General features: G+C 63.5%; 17 protein-coding genes. 11 read left to right on the top strand and 6 right to left on the bottom strand.

Features of this window, described 5'->3' with window-relative positions; all coding sequences use genetic code 11:
• Positions 1–7: 7 nt before the first annotated feature.
• Genes LZC95_09700 through LZC95_09685 form a run of 4 tightly spaced genes read left to right on the top strand, consistent with a single transcriptional unit; the run spans position 8 to position 4,214 of the window.
• Positions 8–502, top strand: a complete 495-nt coding sequence (locus tag LZC95_09700; protein WXA97108.1) for a hypothetical protein — start codon at positions 8–10, stop codon at positions 500–502.
• 49 nt (positions 503–551) lie between these two features.
• Entirely contained in the window at positions 552–2,351 is a 1,800-nt protein-coding gene (locus tag LZC95_09695) for a hypothetical protein (protein ID WXA97107.1), read from the top strand.
• Positions 2,352–2,399: 48 nt separating this feature from the next.
• A complete protein-coding gene (locus LZC95_09690) occupies positions 2,400–3,152 on the top strand; it encodes an alpha/beta fold hydrolase (protein ID WXA97106.1) in 753 nt (250 codons plus the stop codon).
• 21 nt (positions 3,153–3,173) lie between these two features.
• Positions 3,174–4,214: a fumarylacetoacetate hydrolase family protein gene (locus LZC95_09685; GenBank protein ID WXA97105.1), complete on the top strand. Its 1,041-nt coding sequence runs from the start codon at positions 3,174–3,176 to the stop codon at positions 4,212–4,214.
• A gap of 102 nt (positions 4,215–4,316) precedes the next feature.
• Here LZC95_09685 and LZC95_09680 read toward each other — a convergent pair whose 3' ends face one another.
• The 3 genes from LZC95_09680 to LZC95_09670 are packed head-to-tail and all read right to left on the bottom strand — an operon-like array spanning position 4,317 to position 6,252.
• A complete protein-coding gene (locus LZC95_09680; protein WXA97104.1) occupies positions 4,317–4,961 on the bottom strand; it encodes a biopolymer transporter ExbD in 645 nt (214 codons plus the stop codon).
• Positions 4,962–4,968: 7 nt separating this feature from the next.
• Positions 4,969–5,529 (bottom strand): biopolymer transporter ExbD, encoded by a 561-nt coding sequence (locus tag LZC95_09675; GenBank protein WXA97103.1) that lies wholly within the window; start codon positions 5,527–5,529, stop codon positions 4,969–4,971.
• 24 nt (positions 5,530–5,553) lie between these two features.
• A complete protein-coding gene (locus tag LZC95_09670; GenBank protein WXA97102.1) occupies positions 5,554–6,252 on the bottom strand; it encodes a MotA/TolQ/ExbB proton channel family protein in 699 nt (232 codons plus the stop codon).
• 968 nt (positions 6,253–7,220) lie between these two features.
• Between LZC95_09670 and LZC95_09665 the strand changes: the two genes are divergently transcribed.
• The 5 genes from LZC95_09665 (at position 7,221) to LZC95_09645 (ending at position 10,665) form a co-directional block, all read left to right on the top strand.
• Complete coding sequence (locus LZC95_09665) at positions 7,221–7,880, top strand: MotA/TolQ/ExbB proton channel family protein (protein ID WXA97101.1); 660 nt, start codon at positions 7,221–7,223, stop codon at positions 7,878–7,880.
• A 136-nt stretch (positions 7,881–8,016) separates the two neighbouring features.
• Positions 8,017–8,595 carry a biopolymer transporter ExbD gene (locus tag LZC95_09660; GenBank protein ID WXA97100.1) on the top strand — a complete coding sequence of 193 codons (579 nt, stop codon included), beginning with the start codon at positions 8,017–8,019 and terminating at the stop codon, positions 8,593–8,595.
• Between the two features lie 9 nt (positions 8,596–8,604).
• Positions 8,605–9,156, top strand: coding sequence for a biopolymer transporter ExbD (locus LZC95_09655; GenBank protein ID WXA97099.1), 552 nt, complete (start codon positions 8,605–8,607; stop codon positions 9,154–9,156).
• Positions 9,157–9,236: 80 nt separating this feature from the next.
• On the top strand, positions 9,237–10,157 hold the full coding sequence (locus LZC95_09650; protein ID WXA97098.1) for a hypothetical protein: 921 nt from the start codon (positions 9,237–9,239) through the stop codon (positions 10,155–10,157).
• Positions 10,158–10,170: 13 nt separating this feature from the next.
• Positions 10,171–10,665, top strand: a complete 495-nt coding sequence (locus LZC95_09645) for a hypothetical protein (protein ID WXA97097.1) — start codon at positions 10,171–10,173, stop codon at positions 10,663–10,665.
• Positions 10,666–10,838: 173 nt separating this feature from the next.
• On the opposite strand, the gene pyk is transcribed toward LZC95_09645, so the two are convergent.
• Positions 10,839–12,254 carry a pyruvate kinase gene (pyk, locus tag LZC95_09640; protein WXA97096.1) on the bottom strand — a complete coding sequence of 472 codons (1,416 nt, stop codon included), beginning with the start codon at positions 12,252–12,254 and terminating at the stop codon, positions 10,839–10,841.
• Between the two features lie 290 nt (positions 12,255–12,544).
• Here pyk and lysA point away from each other — a divergent pair, with 290 nt between their 5' ends.
• Positions 12,545–13,783, top strand: a complete 1,239-nt coding sequence (lysA, locus tag LZC95_09635) for a diaminopimelate decarboxylase (GenBank protein WXA97095.1) — start codon at positions 12,545–12,547, stop codon at positions 13,781–13,783.
• A gap of 10 nt (positions 13,784–13,793) precedes the next feature.
• On the opposite strand, the gene LZC95_09630 is transcribed toward lysA, so the two are convergent.
• On the bottom strand, positions 13,794–15,269 hold the full coding sequence (locus LZC95_09630; protein ID WXA97094.1) for a hypothetical protein: 1,476 nt from the start codon (positions 15,267–15,269) through the stop codon (positions 13,794–13,796).
• 182 nt (positions 15,270–15,451) lie between these two features.
• Between LZC95_09630 and LZC95_09625 the strand changes: the two genes are divergently transcribed.
• Complete coding sequence (locus LZC95_09625; protein WXA97093.1) at positions 15,452–16,960, top strand: coniferyl aldehyde dehydrogenase; 1,509 nt, start codon at positions 15,452–15,454, stop codon at positions 16,958–16,960.
• Positions 16,961–16,967: 7 nt separating this feature from the next.
• Here the strand turns inward: LZC95_09625 and LZC95_09620 are convergent, their stop codons facing one another.
• Positions 16,968–17,543: a DUF924 domain-containing protein gene (locus tag LZC95_09620; GenBank protein ID WXA97092.1), complete on the bottom strand. Its 576-nt coding sequence runs from the start codon at positions 17,541–17,543 to the stop codon at positions 16,968–16,970.
• Positions 17,544–17,612 lie beyond the last annotated feature (69 nt).

Below are 17,612 nucleotides of genomic sequence, written 5' to 3'. Positions count from 1 at the left end.
CAAAGCCATGAACCATCGACGATACGTTACAATCCCTCTATTCGCCGCAACCGCAACACTCTGGCTCGTGGGGCTCGTCGGGGTGGCGTGGATGAACGGGTGCGGTGGAGACGATCCCTCGGGACCACTGTTTCCAGACGGCTCGGCGGATGCCGCGCAAGATGGCGCCACCGGTGACGGCGGCTCCTCGGATGCGGCCGACGCGGGCTCCGGCAAAACGTGCCCGCAGCTTCGCCAGGAGATCGAGCGATGGCGGGAGCTCGCGCGGGCCTGCGATCCCAATGGGCGCGACGAATGCGGGGTGCGCGTCGCCGACGAATGCTGCGCGATCTCGGTGACCGACCCCGAACGCGACGAGGTAAAAAAATTCGTGGCCGCCGTACGCGAATTCAAGGAATCGCCGCAGTGCGCGCACATTTGTCCGTTCAGCGTCTGCTCCGAAGACGCTTCCCATTCGTGCAAGGCGACGGGCCGGAACCAAGGCACTTGCGATCTCAATTGATCGGCCCTGGTCGAAGCTAAGCCGGGGTACTACATGTGCCGGCTATACCATGAATGGAATCGTCCCCTCGTCGCGCGGTGCGTTGGCCGTGGTTCTTTGTGGCTCGCTGGTGTTCGGCTGTTCGACGAAAACGCCGCCGCCCGCGTCCGAACCCATGCCTGCGGCACCGGCGGCGGCGCAGGGCGCGGCGTTGCGCTTCGCGGTGAGCTTTCCGTCGAAGGGCGACGCCGGCTCGGGCACCATCGACGGGCGCGTCTTCGTCATTCTGTCCAACGATGAATCGAACGAGCCGCGATTTCAAATCAGCATCGGTCTGAAGACGCAGCAGATTTTCGGCGTGGACGTGGAGGGGCTCGCGGCGGACAAAGACGCCATCGTCGACGGCACGGCCGTGGGCTATCCGCGGGCCACCTTGGCGGATGTGCCACCGGGCACGTACACCGTGCAGGCGGTGCTGCACCGCTACGAGACCTTTCACCGCAGCGATGGGCACACCGTCAAGTTGCCCATGGACCGGGGCGAAGGGCAGCATTGGGAGCACGCGCCGGGGAACCTTTACAGCACGCCGCAGAAGATCACCGTCGATCCGTCGAAGCCGGAAACCTTTCGCATCTCGCTCGACAAGATCATCCCGCCCATCGAGGCGCCGGCGGACACCAAGTACGTCAAACACGAGCGCATTCAGAGCGAGCTTTTGACCAAGTTCTGGGGCCGCCCCATGCATCTCGGCGCCCACGTCATCCTGCCCGAAGGCTTCGAGTCGCACCCCAATGCTCGCTATCCGCTGGTGATTTCGCATGGGCACTTCATGCGCGACATCGGATACTTCCGCGAGGCGCCGCCCGATCCCAATTTGAAACCGGATTACAGCGAGCGCTTTCACCTGCCGGGCTACAACCGCATCGAGCAAGAGTCCGCGCACCAGCTCTATCGCGATTGGACGGGTCCGAAATTCCCACGCATGATCCTGGTGGAGATTCAGCACGCGAATCCATATTACGACGACTCGTACGCGGTCAATTCGGAGAACCTGGGACCGTACGGCGACGCGATCATGAACGAGTTGATCCCGTACCTGGAGAAGAAATACCGCGCAATCGGCGAGGGTTGGGCGCGGTTTGCCTATGGCGGTTCCACCGGTGGATGGGAATCGCTGGCGGTGCAGACGTTTTATCCCGATAAGTTCAATGGCATCTGGGCGGCTTGCCCCGACCCCGTCGACTTTCACGATTACATGACCGTGAATCTGTACGACGATCAGAATGCATTCGTGACCGACCAATTCTGGAAGAAGGTTCCGCGTGGAGCTTTTACCAATTACCTCGGCCACCTCTCGGCGACCCAGGCCGACGTGAGCCGTTACGAGCTAACGTTGGGCACGCACGGTCGCTCGGGGGATCAGCTGGATATCTGGCAGGCCGTCTATTCACCGGCGGGCGCGGATGGATACCCGCAGCCCATCTGGGACAAGCTCACCGGCGTGATCGATCACAAAGTGGCAGCGTATTGGCGTGACCATTACGACTTGAATCACATTCTCGCGCGCGATTGGGCGACCTTGGGGCCGAAGCTTCGCGGCAAGATTCATATCTACGTTGGAGATATGGATAATTACTATCTCAACAATGCCGTGTATCGCATCGAACAGTTCCTCAAGGGAACGACGAACCCGCCGTACGAGGGCGAGGTCGACTATGGCGATCGCGCGGAGCACTGCTGGAACGGCGACCATACGCGCCCCAATGCCTATTCGCGCCTACGCTATCCGCAGCTCTATTTCCCGAAGATCCTGGAACGAATCCGAAAATCCGCGCCAGCCGGCGCCAACTTGAAGAGCTTCCAGTACTGAGCAACCGCAAAGTCTCGGGAGTCGTGCTAGAGCCGTTATCGATCCACGATGACGCCCGCGATCCAGAACCCGTTCTTTCCGACCCACAAGAAAATTGCCGGTGCAGGCCATCAATTGGTCTGCTTTCCCTACGCTGGCGGAGCCTCCCTTGCGTACCGCACATGGGAAACCAAGCTCGCCCCGAGCATCGAGGTGCTCGCCGCGGAGCTACCCGGGCGCGGGCGCCGCTTTCGCGAGCCGCCGTACCAGCGGCTGGACGCGCTGGTTCCGGTGTTGGTGGATTCCATGATGAAGGTGCTCGACGGGCGGCCGTTCTCGTTTTTCGGGCACAGCATGGGTGGGGTCATCGCCTTCGAGGTCGCGCACCACCTGCACCGCATGGGCGCGCGGCTGCCGAGCGTCCTCTTCCTTTCGGCGCGCGGGACCGGCGAGCGCGACAATCCGATTCATCACTTGAGCGAGCCGGCCTTCATCGCGAAGCTGCGTGGCTACAGCGGCACGCCGGAGGAGGTCCTCGCCAACCCGGAGCTGATGGAGCTGTTTCTGCCCACGCTCCGTGCGGATTTCGCCATCGCGCTCGCGTCGAAGGGCATCGCGACCGAGGGGCCGCTGCCCATCCCCATCGAGGCCATGGGCGGCACCCACGACCCGCACGTACCGACGGAAGACCTGCCCAAATGGGCCGCTCGGACGACGGGCGCCTTCAACTCGACCGTGTTTCCCGGTGGGCACTTCTACATCCGCGAGGCGGAGGACGATGTCCATCGACTGATCAAAGCGCGGCTCTCCGGAGTGGCGTGATCTCCTGATAGAGGATCTTTCATGAAACTCGTCACCTTCCGCACGCAGGCATCTCCCTCCGAGCGCCACGGCATCCTCGAGGGCGATCGCATCATCGATTTGGAGACCGGCTTTCGCTGGCTCGAAAAGGACCAGGGACGGGCGGCCGATCGCGCCGCCGTGGTCGAGCGCTACGGGCAAGGGTTGCTCGGCTTCATCGAGCACGCCGAACAGGCGCGGCCCGCGGCGGACGAGCTTCAGCGGCGCGCAGGCGAGGGCAAGCTCCCCGAGGCGCACGAGGGATCGCCGCTGCGGGTACGCGCGTCGGAGGCCACGCTGCTCTCGCCGCTGCCCAGGCCCCCGTCGATGCGCGATGGGTACGCGTTCCGCCAGCACGTGGAGACGGCGCGCCGTAACCGCGGCGTGGAGATGATTCCCGAGTTCGATCTGTTCCCGGTGTTCTACTTCACGAACCACCAGGCGGTGATCGGCCCGGGCGAGCTTCGCGTGTTGCCGAAGCACCTCGAGCGGCTCGACTTCGAGTTGGAGGCGGCCATCGTCATCGGCAAGCGCGGACGCAACGTGCCCGCCGCACGCGCCGACGAGTTGATCTTCGGGCTCACCATCATGAACGACTTCTCCGCCCGCGTTCTGCAGATGGAGGAGATGAAGCTGTCGCTCGGCCCGGCCAAGGGGAAAGACTTTGCCACGGCGCTCGGGCCGTACCTCTGCACCTTGGACGAGCTGACGGCGCAGACCACGCGCACGGACAAGGGCAACGTGTTCGACCTGGGGATGCGCGCCTTCGTGAACGACGTGCAGGTGTCGCTGGGCAACGTGAAGGACATGAACTGGACCTTCGCGCAAATCCTCGAACGAGCCAGCTACGGCGTGACGCTGTTCCCGGGCGATGTCATCGGCTCCGGCACCTGCGGCACGGGGTGTTTCCTCGAGCTGAACGGCTCGAAGATCACGAAGGACCAGTGGCTGCGCCCCGGCGATCGCATCGCCTTGGAAATCGACGGCCTGGGCCGCCTCGAACACACGGTGGTCCTCGACGACGGCGCCTGCGTGATCGGGTAGAAGCAGGATTTAAACCGCCAAGACGCCAAGAGCGCCAAGATTTGGGGGTTGGTTCCAAACCAACCCCTCTCGCTTGGCGTCCTTGGCGTCTTGGCGGTTCGTCTACTTCTTCGAGCCCTGAAGAACCATCAGGTGGAACTTGTTGAACTCGGTCTGGCCGAGGGTGAAGAGCACCTCGACCAAGAGCCGGTACGGCGTGTCCTTGTCGGCGATGATGATCGCTTCGCTGCCGCTCGGATCCTTGCCGGTGCTCGCGCGGACCTGCTTGTCGCGGTCGCGCCAGTTCTGAAGACGGCTCGCCAGCTCGGTGATGTACAGATCGTTCGGCCCGCCGCGCTTGTAGCGGCCCTCGACGCCGTGGGTCGGATCGCCCGGGACCGGCACCACCTGGTTGTCGTCCACCACGATCCACGACTTCGACACGAGCACCGCCACGCCTTGCTGCGACGCCTCGGTGGTCAAAATGCTCTTCGGGATCGTGAGGTCCGACGACTGCGGAATCGAGGCCGTCTGCGCGCTCATGCTCTTGAGCAAGAAGACCAAAATGATGGTCATCATGTCGAGCATGGCGGTGATGTTCAGAAAGTTGATCTCGGGCTCGAGCGCGCGGCGACGGATCTCGCGACGAAGTTCGCGCTTGTACACGGCCATCGAAGCCGCGGGCTGACGCGGCGGCGGCGTCCCACCGCCACCGGGCGACGTGGGTCCCAATCCACCAGGAGATCCGGCATACGGCGGCTGGTTCACGATGCCCTCACCTTGCCACCCCGAAGCTTACGTCGGGGAACAGTTCGACGTCTTTGCCCGAAGGATCGGGCACGCTGCGCACCGCATCGATGGTGCTGATGATCGTTTGATAAGGGATATTCGGATTCCCGCTGATGGTCACCGACGTCTCGTCCTTGAAGTCCGGAGACGACGCTTTCAGCTTCTGCACGCACGCCGTCAGCTTCGCGAAATCGTACTCGTTGCCCGTCTTGCCCACCGCCAGGCCGGGCGCGACGTCGTCACAACCCGGCGCGACGTTGCCGCCGCGTGCCTTGACGCTGAAGCCCTCGGGAACGACCAAAATGGTGAGTCCCAACGTGGGCGTCGTCGGCGGGCGCGCCGAGGAGCCGCCCGCACGCGGCGGGAACGAATCGATCGTCGCAGTGAACGTGACCGTGATGGTCGCGAGCACGAACATCATGACGTTCGTGATGATGTCCAAGAACGGCACGATGTTGAGCTCTCCGCCCTCTTCATCGGGCGCGAGCTCCTTCGGCTGCGACAACCGCCGAATTTTGCTGCGTTGATAGGCGCTCAGTCTCTCCATGGGCGGCTCCGCGCGCGAGGCGCCTTAGTAGCCGCCAGGCCGGGTCTGAATGGTCAGCAGGTTGAACACGCGCTCCTGCGTCGCGTCCAAGTCGTGCTGAATGTTCTTCGAGCGCTGGTGCAAGATCAGGTGGGCAATCATGCACATGACGGCGATGCCCAGACCGAACGCCGTGTTGTACATGGCTTCCGCGATACCGTTCGCCAAGATGCGCTGGCGATCGGCGGCGGAAATGCCCTCGCGCGAGACGGCGCCGAAGGTGTGAATCAGACCGTAAACCGTTCCGAGAAGTCCGATCAGCGTCGCGATGTTCGCGAGCGACCAGAGCGACCCAATCCTCTTTTCGACCGCGGGCTTGAGCTCGCCAATCTTCTCGCTCATCGCCGCATCGATCTCATCCGGGCCCTTGTTGGCGTGGGTGAGACCAGCCTTAACAAGCTGTAAGGTCGGGTAGTCGCCCGCATCACACAACTTGATGGCTCGGTCGATGTTGCCTGCCGTGACCAGCTTTTTGATCTGCGCGAAGAATTCCTTCGAGTTCACCCGGTACTTGGTGAACTGGAAGGCCACGCGCTCGACGATCATCGCAATGACGACCGCGCTGACCACAAGATTGATCGAAAGGAAGAGGGGACTCTCTCGGAATGCCTCCATCAGGCTATTGCCGCCGGTGCTGCTGGCCGTCGCCGCTGCCTGACCTCCCTCTAGAAGGGCAACAAACATCCTCGACGCTCCTTTCGACCTCGTATGCGAATAGGTGACCGCTTCAGTAAGACCACGTCGGGCGAGGACGATACCGCCTCGGGATCGGCGAAGTCAACGCCGCTCCCACCCACGAGTTCCCGATGGTTCCCGCCACAACCTCTTCGCAAAGAGGGCGAAGCGGGAACTTGCACGGTGCAGCAAGGCCCGCTGGCGTTCATGAGTCTCTGCGCTCGAGCTCTTTCTTTTCACGCCACCACCATGCCCGTCGATGCGATCGCTCACCCGCGAACGTGCTCCATGCCCTGCTCGTCTCCCGATCGCCACGTGCCCATGCACCGGTCGCACGGGTCGCACGGGTCGCGTTTACGGGATGAGTCAGATTTGGAATCACGATGTTCGAACGCATGGACGTCGGCACCGTACCTTTCGCGAGATAACGGGAGAGGGCGCGAGAGGGAGCGAGAGAACACGAGAGCGCCGCCTTTGGCGACGACGGAAGAGAATAGGCGGACAGTCATTTTGCCAGGTTTTTTGCTGGAAACTTTTGTCTGGGCGACAATCTGAAGTCGCTCGTGCATTTCTGGCCAAAGTCGGTTGACGGGACGAAGTCCAAACCGGCATCCTGTAAAAAAGAAAGTGGGAGTAGTCTCTCTACCCACTTCATGAAGCCGCCGCCCGAAAGGCATCGGTGAGTCGAAACGAGGGGATGTGAGCCGGGAAAAACCAATGCCGAACGCTTGCTTCTTCCGGTTGCGTTCAGATAACGTTTTTTCTCGGCGCCAGTCAGGAATGTGATTTCTGCGAGCGATACGCTGCGGTGCTGGCCTTTACAGCATCCACTTATCCTGTCTGTCGGCGGGTCGATGAAAATGGAAAGCCTTCGACAGCGCTTATGTAACGGGCGAACCAACGCGACGAATGACGTGACGTTTTAGGCCCTCGGCCCATCGGCTGGAGAGGCCAGCATTTCGAGGAGGACAACACAAATGGCTGCTCTTTGGACGCACTTCAAGCAGGGGGGTTGGGGCATGTACCTGATCCTCTTCTGGTCGATCATCACCATCGGGATCATCATCGAGCGCGCTCTCTACCTCTACGGCTCGTCCATCAACAAGGATGTGTTCCTGGCGACGATGCAGAAGTGCATTCTCGCTGGAGACGTCGCCAAAGCGGTGAAGATGTGTTCGGCGGCGAATGCTCCGCTCGCCCGCATCGTGCAGGCCGGCCTCGTCAAAGTGAATCGCTCGGACGAAGAAGTGCAGGCGGCGATGGATGAAGCGGCGCTCCGCGAGATTCCGAAGATCGCCAAGCGCACGGGCTTCCTCGCCCTTCTCGCCAACCTCGCGATGCTCTCGGGTCTGCTCGGCACCGTGTCGGGTCTGATCACGAGCTTCGGCGCGGTCTCCGGTGAGAGCGTCGACCCGAGCCAGAAGGCCCGCATTCTCGCCGAAGGTATTTCGGAAGCGATGAACTGCACCGCCTTCGGTCTCATCATCGCCATCATCGGTCTGATCGGTTACGCCGTGCTGAACGGCAAGACGCAGACGCTGGAAGACGACATCAACGAGGCGAGCGTTCAGGTGCTCAACCTCGTGGTGAACAACCGCCAGAAGGTGAACCTCGGCGGCGTCGCCCACGCAGCCTGATCCGTCGCGGATCGGCAACGCGTCTCATCCTTAATGAAGTACCGAATTAGCTTCCAATAGAGATCAGCCAACCTCGAACGGGTACGGGGCCCGGGCAGCGGGTCCCGTAAGCCGTAATTGCGACGGAGCCAGGACGATGGCAGGTGTAAGCGTCGAAGGCGGAGGCGGTGGTAGGAGAGCGCTCGACTCCGAGATCAACATGATCCCGATGATCGACCTTCTCATGGTGACCATCTCGTTCTTGCTCATCACGGCAGTGTGGTCGCACATGGCCCGCTTGAATGCGGATGCCCAGGTGCCGGGCCCGCCGAGGCCGGACGAGGAAATCACCAAAGTGGAGCCTGAAAAGCAGCTCCACATCGAGATGCGCGATCAAGACAAGTCGAAGTTCACGCTCATTTGGAAGCAGGGCGCGACCGTGGTGAACACGATCGAAGTGCCCCGCAAAGACCAAGTGACGCAGGACGGGACGACCAAAGTGGTCCGCTACCCCGAGCTTGCCGCGAAGATCACCGACGAGTGGAAGAACGTCGGATCGCATCGTGATGCCACGGATCGGAAGCTCGACCAAGCGGTCTTGCATACCGACAACAACATTCCGTATTCGCAGATCATCGGCGTGATCGATGCCGTCTATCAGACGCATCGCCCGATGAGCCTCGGCAGCAAGACCGAGCCGGTTTCAGCTTTCAACGTCACCTTCAGCGTTAACTGAGGAAACGACATGCCCGTTCATAATCCTGGCCGGCGCTTGATGCATGCGGTGCCGTTGCGTTTCGTTCAGAAGAAGGTGCAGGGGTTCGGTCATCGCAGCATCAACGCGAACCTCTCGCTGACGAGTATGATCGACTTCCTCGTCGTGACCGTCGTCTTCTTGCTCATGACGTTCAGCGCGTCGGGCGAGACACCGGTTCAAAAGGGCGTGAACCTGCCGAAGGCGGAAAATACGCTCGACATGATCGACGCGCCGCTGGTGGCCGTGGCGGGCAGCCAAGTGCTCGTGGACGGCGCCCCGGCGGGCAACACGCGCGCGATCGAAGAGTCGGGTCCGCCGCCGCGCATGCAGCGCATCGACGAGCTTTACAACATGCTCAAGGGCAAGCGCGAGACGTGGAAGCAAGCGCGTCCCGGCAAGGAGTTCCCGGGCGTGGTGGTACTTCAGATCGACCAAGAAGTGCCGGCGGTGGTCGTGAAGAGCGTGTTCCAGACGGCCGCGTTCGCGGGCTATCCGAACGTGAGCTTCATGGTGAACATGATTCCGAAGACGGATCACTGAGAGGGCGTTTCGTCCGCTGCGTCTGAGTGCCTGCTCCCCCTCCTGAACCGAAGAAGCCCGGCCTGAAGGCCGTCCACGACATGCGCGAGCAGCGCTTGCGTGGACGATTCAGCCGGGCTTCACCCAATTTTTGGCTCTTCGCGTTGGTGGGCGTGCTCGTGATTTTGCTCGGGTACCGCTTCTTTGCGATGCGCAAACTCGACAGCGCGAAGGACGTGCTCCTTTCCAAACAGCGCGCGGTGCAAGTCACCGTCGGCGTGGAGTGGGAGAAGGTTCGCGACCAAATCGAGAAGTTCACCGTCGAGAACGCGACGGCGTGGGCGGGTGACTGGAAGGACTCGAACGCGGGCGATTGGGACTTTCGCTCGACGCCGGGCGTGTACCTGCGGCTGCGGGTCGCCGAGGCGAGCGATGTGACTCGGCTGCGCAAGGCGGCGCAGGATTCGCTGCGCGATGGGTTCGTCGCGTGCTTTCTGCGCGAGCCGAACGCCGCGGGCGCGCGCGGCGAGCTCGATGGCGGGCTCTTTCCCGACCAGCCGTGGAACTTGCGGCAGGCGTACGCGTCGACGCGCATCCTGACGGACGACTGGGTCCGCGAGGTGAAAGACTCGGGCGACGATCTGCGGCTGCGGGTGTTCGAGCAGCAGTTCAAACAGGGCATCGAGCACGAGATTCCGCAGGCCGTGGAGATCATCAAGCGCGCGCAGTTCTTCCTGCTGGTGCTCGACGAAGATGCTGCGGAGGCGGCGTCGTTCGCCGACGGCGGGACGGTCACGTCGGACGTGCTTCAGATGGTGCCGCATGACGCGCGGGTGTCGATTCTGAATCTGCGAAGCGGCAACGCGATTGCACGCTTCCGCCGCCGCGCCAGCGGAACCGCGGTCTCTGCGGGCGAAAAGCCGATCAGCGATCCGGACATCGCAAACGCGGTGAAGCGGCAAGTGAACAATTGCTCGCTTGCGATGGCGATCAGCAGCGCCATCGGCTTCCAACGGAAGTAGAGTCCATGCTGCCGTGCGCTGGGGATGGGGGCTCTACGGGCTGCTGTTGATCGCGTGCGGTGCGCACCCGCAGGACGACGCGTCCCGCGAGAGTGCTCTGTCGAGTGGAGCGAGTGCAGCGAGCGCGTGCGACTTCTACGCGACGTCGGTGGAGGCCGAGCATCCCTGCGGGGTGGATGGCTACGCGTTGGGCTACGGCGAGAAGTACTGCCACCGCTTCATGAACCAAAGCGCTCTCTCGGAGCGAGGCATCGCCTGGCGCGATTCGACGATGCGATGTCTACAAGGCGAGTTCCTCGAGGCAAGCCGCACGACCACGAGCTGCACGGCATTGACCGACGCCGCCTTCGCCTCCCACCCCGTGTGCTACACGCAAACCGATCACTCGATCTGCGCGCTCCCCATGAGCGACGTCTGGACGATCCTGCGGACGCTAGACGGCAGCGACGCCTTTTCGCTCCGCGGCGCTCGCCAAATTCGCAGCGTGATCGCCACGTGCCTGCAGTGAAACGGTTTTCTAACCGCCAGGATCGCCAAAAAAGATCCGCCAGGATCGCCAGCGGAAGGGTCAATACACCCTAATTTTGGGTTTTGATTCAATCCCTCAATCTTAGGGTGATTGATGGTTCATCTGGCGATCCTGGCGGATCTTTTTTGGCGGCCCTGGCGGTTTTCTTTCTTCTAGCCGATCACATGGACGCGGATCGTGTTGGTGCTGCCGCTGACGCCGATGGGGGCGCCGAAGACGATGACGACGCGTTCGCCTGGGGAGGCGAGGCCGCCGGCCATCAGGTCGCCGGTACACCAGTCGACGAGTTGATCCATGTCGTGCATCGCGGGCATTTCGCGCGGGATGACGCCCCAGTAGAGGGCCATGCGGCGGCGGGTGCGCGCGTTCGTCGAGAAGGCGATGATCGGCACGTGCGGGCGCGCGAGGCTTACGTTCATCGCGCTCAGGCCGCTCTCGGTGAAGGCGACCAGGTACTTGGCGCCGATTTCGCGTGCGGTGTTGCATGCGCCGCGTGCGATGGCCTCGGCCACGCTGGTTGCCCGCGATGCGAATGTCGGGGCGCCCGTGTCGAAGAAGGGGCTCTTTTCCGCCTCGAGCGCGATGCGGCTCATCATCGATGCGGACAAAGTCGGGAACTGCCCGTTCGCGGTTTCGCCCGAGAGCATGACCGCGTCCGTGCCCGAGTAGACGGCGTTCGCGACGTCGCTTGCCTCGGCGCGCGTGGGGCGCGGCGACTTGGTCATCGATTGGAGCATCTCGGTCGCCACGATCACGGGCCGGCGAACGCGCCGGGCCACGCTGAGGATCTGACGCTGGATGACCGGCACGCGCTCCGGCGGGAACTCGACGCCGAGATCGCCACGGGCCACCATCACGCCGTCCGAGGCCGCGACCACGCTCTCCAAGTTGTCGACCGCGTCGGGCGTCTCGATCTTCGCGATGATGGGCGTGGGCTGCCCCCACGCCGTGGCGATGTCGCGCACGAGGCGCAGATCTTCCGCGCGGCGGACGAACGACAGGGCGATGTAGTCGATACCTTGGGTGAGGCCGAAGGCGAGATCTTCCTTGTCCTTTTCCGTCAGCGGGCTCACCCGCATGGTGCGGCTGGGCAAGTGCACCCCGACGTGGTTTCGCATGCCACCGCCCTGGTCGACGCGGGCGTGAACCTTGTCGCCCTCGATGCGCAGAACCGTGAGGCCGAGGCGGCCGTCGTCGAAGAGAATGCGATCGTCCTGGCGGACGTCGCCGGCGAGCCCCTCGTATTGAATCGGAATGAACATTCCGTTCTGGGACTCATCCCCTTCATAGAGGACGACCTCCGAGCCGGTGGGTAGGTCGTAGGGTGCGGGGAACTTCCCGGTTCGAACTTTGGGGCCGCAGAGATCCTGCAGGATGGCAACGCTCTTCTTCTTTTGTTGGCTCACCTCGCGGAGGCGGGCGATGCGCGCCCCGTGCTCCTCGTGCGAACCGTGGGAGAAGTTGAAGCGAGCGACATCCATCCCGGCGTCAATCAAATCGCCGAGACCTTCCAAAGAATCGCAAGCGGGTCCAAGTGTGCAGACGAGCTTCGCGCGACGCATGGTCATCGTGTTTGTGAGCATGCCACAAAACAAATGCACAAACGTGCAAACATGAGGCAAAACCTGACGGGACCTGCACGACGCACGTAGATGCGTGAAGCCGTGCGCACCCGCGAGGTCCAAATGACTGCGCGCGGACTGATAGGTCGAGTGCAGATGAGTCCTAGGAACACGCCCAGGGTGCGCGTGAATGTGATATCGATGTAGCCCTCTTCGTGGCAGAGGCATCTGGCAATTCTCCGCGCCGTGACCCAAACGGCCGGGCTCTACTGGGGGGCCTAGCGCTCTCGGAACTCGTGCGTTCGGGCAGCATCCGCACGCCGAGCTACGTCTACGATCTCGACGCGGTCGCCGCCGGCGCGCGCGAGCTTCGTGAGGCATTCGGAAACGAACCGCATCTCGTCGCCTACGCCGTCAAGGCGAACACCGCAGGCCCCATCGTGCGCACGCTCGCGGCGCAGGGTTGCGGCGCCGACGTCGTCAGCGGCGCCGAGTTGTCCGTGGCGCTCGCCTGCGGCGTCCCTGCGCAGTCCATCGTCTACAATGGCGTGGCCAAGCGGGACGACGAGATCGACAAGGCGCTCGGCGCCGGCATCTTGTCCATCCAGATCGAGAGCGTGGAGGAGATCGTGCGCGTCGCCGCGCGCGCTCGGGCGCTCGGACGGAAAGAGCGCGCGCGCATTTCGCTGCGCATCAATCCGGCGCTCGATTTCGAGGCGCTCGAGACGCACGCGAACATCGCGACCGGGCACGACGCGGCCAAATTTGGCATCGCGCAGGACGATCTTCCGCGCGCGATCGACATCATCAAGGCGTCGCCGGAGGTCGAGCTCGTCGGGCTGGGCCATCACATCGGGTCGCAAATTCCGTCGGTGCCCGCGTACCGCACGGCCGCACGCACGCTCTTTTCATTGGGTGTCGCCGTTCGCGCGGGCGGGATCCGCACCTTGCGTTTCCTCGACACGGGCGGTGGCTTCGGCATCGACTACGGTGCGGGCGCCGTTCCGAAGCCGGGAGACTACGTGCGGGCCGCGCTCGAGGAGCGCAAAGCCGCCGAGGTCGACGACCTGATGCTCATGGTGGAGCCGGGTCGCTCGATGGTGGCCGCGCACGGCGTGCTCATTTCACGCGTGGTGCAGACCAAGGTGAGCACGGTGCGTGGCACCGCGCGCCGCTGGCTGATGATCGACGCGGGCATGAACGACTTGATCCGCCCCGCCCTCTACCAGGCTCGCCACCGCGTGGTTCCGTTGGATACCAACGGCGCCTCGGCGGACTTCACGGCGACGCTTTGGCGCGTGGTCGGGCCCGTGTGCGAGAGCTCGGACGACTTCGGCGTGCACGCCCTGCCGGATGCCCCACCGGAGCACGTGGCCCTGCTCGACGCGGGCGCCTACGGCTATGTGATGTCCAATCAGTACAACGGGCGCGCTTTGCCGGATGAAGTGTTCCTGCGCGGCGGACAAATCGTCTCCATCAGCCGCGGCAAGTCGCCCGACGACTGGGTCCAAGAGCGCGTCGCGATCCAGGGTTAGAAGCCCCGGACTAAGCGCTCGTTTTCGGCCCCATGAAGCGACGGGGGCCGGCGGTGGTGGAGTCCCACGCTAGAAACTGTGCCTCGGTGCCCGATTCGCGCGGGTGGATGACGAGGTGCGTGCGCGCGGCTTGATAGGCCGCGTGCTTCTCGGAGGCAGCCACCTCTTCGTCCTCGGCCCACGAGCCCAGGTTGATGTACGTCACGCCATCTTGCACCGGCACCTCCGTGGGGATGTGCGTGTGCCCCATCACGACGAAGGCCGCGGGAAAGAGGCGCGCGAGCTTGGCTGCGCGATCGACCAGCTCCTCCGCGGGATCGACCTTGCGCTGCCGTGAGAGGTACAAGTGCGTGCACACCCAGGTGCCCAGGACCAAACCGGCACCGTACGCGGCGTGGCCGCTCTTGACGCCGAGGAAGTACCCCACGCCGAGCAGCGCCACCGTGCCGGCCATGGCGAGCGCGATGCGATCGAGCAGCACGCTGGCCATGATCCCGCGGATGGATGAAGTGACCGGCTTCACCTGCAACGCCGCCAAGGCGCGGAGCCGGTCGGTGCCGATGCGCATCTTTTCGCCGAACAGCGCGACGCGGCGCTCGTGCTCTTTGCGCAGCGTTTCCGCCGCCTCGGTGAAGTAGCCACGCCGCAGACGAAAGAGCTCGCACACGGCGCGGAAGAAGCGCAACCCGAGCTTGACCATGCCGCCGAGGCCGAGGCCCACGCCGAACTTCACGTAGTCGACGATGCCGAGGTTCTCGTGCCCGTACTCGGGAAGGCCCTTGGTGGGGCGAACCACGAAGCGAAGCAGCACGTCGCAGAAGCCGCGGGCGATGCGCCGCGGATCGAGCGGCGAGAGCGGCGCCATGACGTGCGACGTGGCACAGAACGGATCGTACATGTGCCCGTGCTCGATGTACGCGAGGTCCGGCACGTAGAAGAACCACGGGTTGAACTCGACCCGCGCGAGGAACGTCGTCTCGTGCGTGCCCGGCGGGGCCGATGCCGCGAGGATCTTTTTGAACTCTTCTTTGACGGCGTCCCAGTGAAACTCGACGTCGTGGTTGCCGTGCACGATGGTCAGCTTGTGGCCATCGGCCACGAACGCCGCGAGCGCGGTGAAGACTTCGACGTGCCGCTCCCCTACCCGCCGCATCTTGATGCGCGCGTGATCCTCGGCATTGCCGAGGCCATGGGCCAGCTCTTCTTCGCTGGGCTCGGTCGTCAGTTCGTCCACCGGCGGTGGCAGCGACATGCCGATGAAGTCGATGAAGTCGCCCGCGATGACCAAACGCCAGCGCTCGCCCAACGGAGGCGTGCGGCGGTAGTGCTCGAGAAGGCGGACCAGATCGTCATCGACCTGCTTCGATCGGCGCCCGAAGCCGGTGGTCTGCGCTTGATCATGCAAGTCGCTCCCCAAGTGCACGTCCGAGAGGACCAAGAGGCTCTCGTTGCTTCCTCGAGAAGAAAGTGGGGTTGCAGTCGACACGGGAGTCTCTTTCAATCTGGGGCCCGCCGCGAAGCCGGGCAACCAGACGAGGGCTCGAAGGCCCATGGATGGCCGAATCATGACGGATTCTCCCGGACGGCCGACCTCATCCGTAATGACCCCAGAAATGAGGCTCGCCTCAGGTGTCAGTCGCCGAAAGCCTAAGGTATCGTCGGGGAACCATGACGACTTCCGCCGAGACCCATCGCACGACCGAACCAAAAACGAACGGCGGCGTGACGGCCACCGCTACATCGTCGGGCGCCACTCCGCAGGAATCGAAGACGGCCGACCGTCCCGACATGCACGCGATCCTCAAGACGATGCGGGCAGCCCACAAGGCATCGCCGGCACCGACGTACGAAGAGCGCATCGCCTCGCTCGACAAGCTGGAGGCCGCGCTTCTCGCGCACAAGGAAGACATCGTCCGCGCCATTTCCACCGACTTCGGAAACCGCTCGCGCCACGAGTCGCTCGTTTCCGAGGTGTTCGTGGTGGTGGGCGCCATCAAGCATGCACGCGACCACTTGCGCGACTGGATGGAGCCCGAGGGGCGGGAGGTCGCCTGGGCCTTTCTACCCGCGAGCGCCGAAGTCCAGATGCAGCCGCTCGGCGTGGTGGGGATCATCTCGCCGTGGAATTACCCGATTCAGCTCGGAATCTCGCCGCTGGTCGGCGCACTCGCTGCGGGCAACCGCGTGATGATCAAGCCGTCCGAGCTCACGCCCAACTCGTCCGAGGTGCTCGACCAAATCGTGCGCGAGGTGTTCAAGCCGGACCAGGTCGCGGTCATCACCGGAGGGCCGGAGGTGGGCGAGGAGTTCTCCAAGCTGCCATTCGATCACCTGGTGTTCACCGGTTCGACACGCGTTGGCAAAATCGTGATGCGCAATGCGTCCGAGCACCTGACGCCGGTGACCCTGGAGCTCGGCGGCAAGTCGCCGACCATCATCGGTGACGACTTCGCCATCGAGGAGGCAGCACTCCGCATCATCGCCGGCAAGGCCTTCAACGCCGGGCAGACGTGCATTGCACCGGACTACGTGTTCGTCCCCGCCAAGAAGGTGGAGGCGTTCATCGCCGGGTGCAAGAAGGCCGTGGCCAAGCTTTACCCGGACATTCGCCGCAACGAGGACTACACCACCATCGTCAACGAGCGGCACTTCGATCGGCTGCGCGGCTACCTCGACGACGCACGCGAGAAGGGCGCGCGCATCATCGAGCTCGCGGACGCCGAGTCCGATCGCGCGACGCGCAAGATGGGTCCCATCTTGGTCGTGCAGCCTGGCGAGGACACCGTCGTGATGCAGGAGGAGATCTTCGGACCGATCCTCCCCATCTTGGCGTACGAGGACCTCGACGAGACGATCGAGTACGTCAACGAGCACCCGCGCCCCCTCGCCCTCTATTACTTCGGCTACGACCAGTCGCAGATCGACCGCGTGCTGGAGCGCACCACCTCGGGTGGCGTCTCCATCAACGAGACGATGCTGCACGTCGCGCAGGACGATTTGCCCTTCGGCGGCGTCGGGCCGAGCGGCATGGGGCACTACCACGCGCACGAGGGCTTCGTCTCCTTCTCGAAGAAGAAGCCCGTCTTCTATCAGAGCCGGCTGAACGCGCGCTCGCTGCTTTTGCCGCCGTACGGCAAGGCCGCGAACATGTTCTTCCGGCTTACGCTGGGAAAGTGACGACGCCTTAGAACGACGCGCCGTCCTGCTTCAGGAACTCGAGCTCCTCGGGCGTGCTTTCACGCCCGAGGGTGGCATTGCGGTGCGGGAAGCGGCCGAAGCGCTCGACGATGTGCATGTGCTTTTCCGCGAAGCCAATGACCACGGAGGCACTGGGCGAGCCCTCGAGCGCCTTGAAGCGCGCCACGGCGTCGCGTTGGCGTTCGATGGACTCACAGTGCTCGAGCGGCATGTAGAAGAACCAACGCGCGACGGGTGCGACTTGGCGATCGTGTCCGTGATCGAGCGCGTACAGGCAGTGCTGCAGCGCGGCGGGGTCGTTGGCGAACGCGCGCGCGGTGCCGCGGTAAACATTGCGTGAGAACTGATCGAGCAGCAGCAAGAGCGCCAGGCAGCTCGCGGGGCTCTTGCGCCATGCGTCGTGCTCTCCCCTCCCCGCTTCCTCGAGCAACGTGCCGAAGCGCTCCGCGATGGTTCGGTCGAACTCCGCATCCTTGGCGAACCAAGCGCGCCTCGGAGAGAGCTGCTTCGTCAGGTCGTTCGAACCGAACCAAAACGTGAGGACGTCGTCGTAGCTGACCATGGATTTCCTAGGATCGCAGGTTTTTCGTTGGTAAAAGCGAAACTCGAGTGACCCCTTTCTATCACTCGG

It is taken from the genome of Sorangiineae bacterium MSr12523 (genome assembly GCA_037157775.1).
Taxonomy (GTDB): domain Bacteria; phylum Myxococcota_A; class Polyangia; order Polyangiales; family Polyangiaceae; genus Pendulispora; species Pendulispora brunnea.
This window is presented reverse-complemented; position numbering and strand designations above follow the sequence as displayed.

What these genes read in the sequence shown, in the direction of transcription:
- LZC95_09700 (WXA97108.1), top strand. Translation starts at nt 8, where the DNA reads ATGAACCATCGACGATACGTTACAATCCCTCTATTCGCCGCAACCGCA.
- LZC95_09695 (WXA97107.1), top strand. Translation starts at nt 552, where the DNA reads ATGAATGGAATCGTCCCCTCGTCGCGCGGTGCGTTGGCCGTGGTTCTT.
- LZC95_09690 (WXA97106.1), top strand. Translation starts at nt 2,400, where the DNA reads ATGACGCCCGCGATCCAGAACCCGTTCTTTCCGACCCACAAGAAAATT.
- LZC95_09685 (WXA97105.1), top strand. Translation starts at nt 3,174, where the DNA reads ATGAAACTCGTCACCTTCCGCACGCAGGCATCTCCCTCCGAGCGCCAC.
- LZC95_09675 (WXA97103.1), bottom strand. Translation starts at nt 5,529, where the DNA reads ATGGAGAGACTGAGCGCCTATCAACGCAGCAAAATTCGGCGGTTGTCG.
- LZC95_09670 (WXA97102.1), bottom strand. Translation starts at nt 6,252, where the DNA reads ATGTTTGTTGCCCTTCTAGAGGGAGGTCAGGCAGCGGCGACGGCCAGC.
- LZC95_09665 (WXA97101.1), top strand. Translation starts at nt 7,221, where the DNA reads ATGGCTGCTCTTTGGACGCACTTCAAGCAGGGGGGTTGGGGCATGTAC.
- LZC95_09660 (WXA97100.1), top strand. Translation starts at nt 8,017, where the DNA reads ATGGCAGGTGTAAGCGTCGAAGGCGGAGGCGGTGGTAGGAGAGCGCTC.
- LZC95_09655 (WXA97099.1), top strand. Translation starts at nt 8,605, where the DNA reads ATGCCCGTTCATAATCCTGGCCGGCGCTTGATGCATGCGGTGCCGTTG.
- LZC95_09650 (WXA97098.1), top strand. Translation starts at nt 9,237, where the DNA reads ATGCGCGAGCAGCGCTTGCGTGGACGATTCAGCCGGGCTTCACCCAAT.
- pyk (WXA97096.1), bottom strand. Translation starts at nt 12,254, where the DNA reads ATGACCATGCGTCGCGCGAAGCTCGTCTGCACACTTGGACCCGCTTGC.
- LZC95_09625 (WXA97093.1), top strand. Translation starts at nt 15,452, where the DNA reads ATGACGACTTCCGCCGAGACCCATCGCACGACCGAACCAAAAACGAAC.
- LZC95_09620 (WXA97092.1), bottom strand. Translation starts at nt 17,543, where the DNA reads ATGGTCAGCTACGACGACGTCCTCACGTTTTGGTTCGGTTCGAACGAC.